Annotated in this window: 2 protein-coding genes; one reads left to right on the top strand and one right to left on the bottom strand. The window is 72.9% G+C overall.

Annotation, left to right across the window (positions count from 1 at the left end; genetic code table 11):
• Positions 1 to 136: 136 nt before the first annotated feature.
• The gene (locus VI078_14330; protein ID HEY6000462.1) at positions 137 to 478 is read right to left on the bottom strand and encodes a hypothetical protein; all 342 of its coding nucleotides are present in this window, start codon (positions 476 to 478) and stop codon (positions 137 to 139) included.
• A 173-nt stretch (positions 479 to 651) separates the two neighbouring features.
• On the opposite strand from VI078_14330, the gene xseA reads away from it, so the two are divergent.
• The coding region (xseA, locus tag VI078_14325) for an exodeoxyribonuclease VII large subunit (protein ID HEY6000461.1) at positions 652 to 1,634 on the top strand (983 nt) is incomplete at its 3' end.

Here is a 1,634-nt window from a genome sequence, read left to right as displayed (position 1 = left end):
CTGGCGTGCACGTGCTGCCCGAGTCAGCCGAGTGCGGATATTTTCGTCCTGGCAAGGCAGCGGGCACGGGCGCGCGGAGAGCAGCCCGGCCCGCAACGCCGCCAGGGCGGAAAGAGCCGCTCCCGGCTGACCCGGGCTAATCCTTCAGGCGGGTCCCGATCACGTTTGCGTTGCCGAGGAAGGCGAAGACGGCCATCGTGTGGATGAGCATCCACGGCCGCTCGTCCGCCGGTTCCAGGAAGTAGAAGCCGAAGCAGGCCACGACCAGCGCCAGGTACGTGATCGCGCCGGCGATGTGGTTGTCCACGAGCCGCGACCGCAGCTGCCAGAGCAGGTAGGGAAGCCCGACCAGCGGCAGCAGCCCGACGAGCAGCGCGGTGGGCGTCGAGCCGCTCACCCGCTGCGACCAGAGCATGAGCAGTCCCTGCATCGCGACCAGCGCCGCGAGAGAGATCGGCAGATTCAGCTCCGGGCCCACGGCGCGGCAGTATAGGACCGCGGCGCGGGGGGGTCAAGGAACGCGCCGGGCGGCCGCGGCGCGCCCCCGGGGCTCGCGCACCGGCCGCGGGGGCCGCATTGACGCGTCTGGCGCCAGCCGCTACGATGCGATCCGCACAGCGAAATTCGGCCATCGTGGTCCTTGGGGGAGGGATGCCGGCACAACCGGGCGGCGCGCGCAAGATCTGGACGGTCACGGAGCTCAATCGAGCCGCGGGCGAGCTGCTCGAAGAGACCTTCCCGCGCGTCTGGGTCGAGGGGGAGATCTCCAACTGGAAGCTCTACCCCTCCGGCCACGCCTACTTTTCGCTCAAGGACGACGGCGGCCAGGTCTCGGCCGTGCTCTTCCGCGCCGGCTCCAAGGGGCTGCGCTTCGAGCCGAAGGACGGCCTGGCGGTGCTCGCGCTCGGTCGGGTCGGCATCTACCCGCAGCGGGGGCAGTTCCAGCTGATCGTCGAGGAGCTGGAGCCCAAGGGCAAGGGGGCGCTCCAGCTGGCCTTCGAGCAGCTGCGGGAGAAGCTCCAGCGCGAGGGGCTGTTCGAGGCCGCGCGCAAGCGGCCGCTGCCCGCCCTGCCGCGGACCGTCGGCGTCGTCACCAGCCCGACCGGCGCCGTGATCCGCGACATCCTCACGGTGCTGGGCCGGCGCTTCCCGAACCTGCGCGTGCTGCTCAACCCGGTGCGCGTCCAGGGCGAGGGGGCGGCCGGGGAGATCGCGGCGGCGATCGCGGAGTTCGACCGCCGCGGCGACGTCGACGTGTTGATCGTCGGCCGCGGCGGCGGCTCGATGGAGGACCTCTGGGCCTTCAACGAGGAGGTCGTGGCGCGCGCGATCGCCGCCTGCGGCGTGCCGGTCATCTCGGCCGTGGGCCACGAGACGGACTTCACCATCGCGGACTTCGTCGCCGACCTGCGCGCGCCGACCCCGTCGGCGGCGGCCGAGCTGGTCGTCGAGAGCAAGGAGGCGCTCGAGGAGCGGCTCGGGATGCTTGCGCGGCGCCTGCGCGCCGGCGTGGGGGAGCGCCTGCGCGGCGCGCGCCACCGCCTCGATGCGCTCGCCGTGCGGCGAATGGTCGCCGACGGCCGCCGGCGCCTGCTGGAGACGGCGCAGCGGCTCGACGGCGTGGACGCCGCGCT

The sequence above is a fragment of the bacterium genome (genome assembly GCA_036524115.1).
Classification (GTDB): domain Bacteria; phylum JAUVQV01; class JAUVQV01; order JAUVQV01; family DATDCY01; genus DATDCY01.
This window is presented reverse-complemented; position numbering and strand designations above follow the sequence as displayed.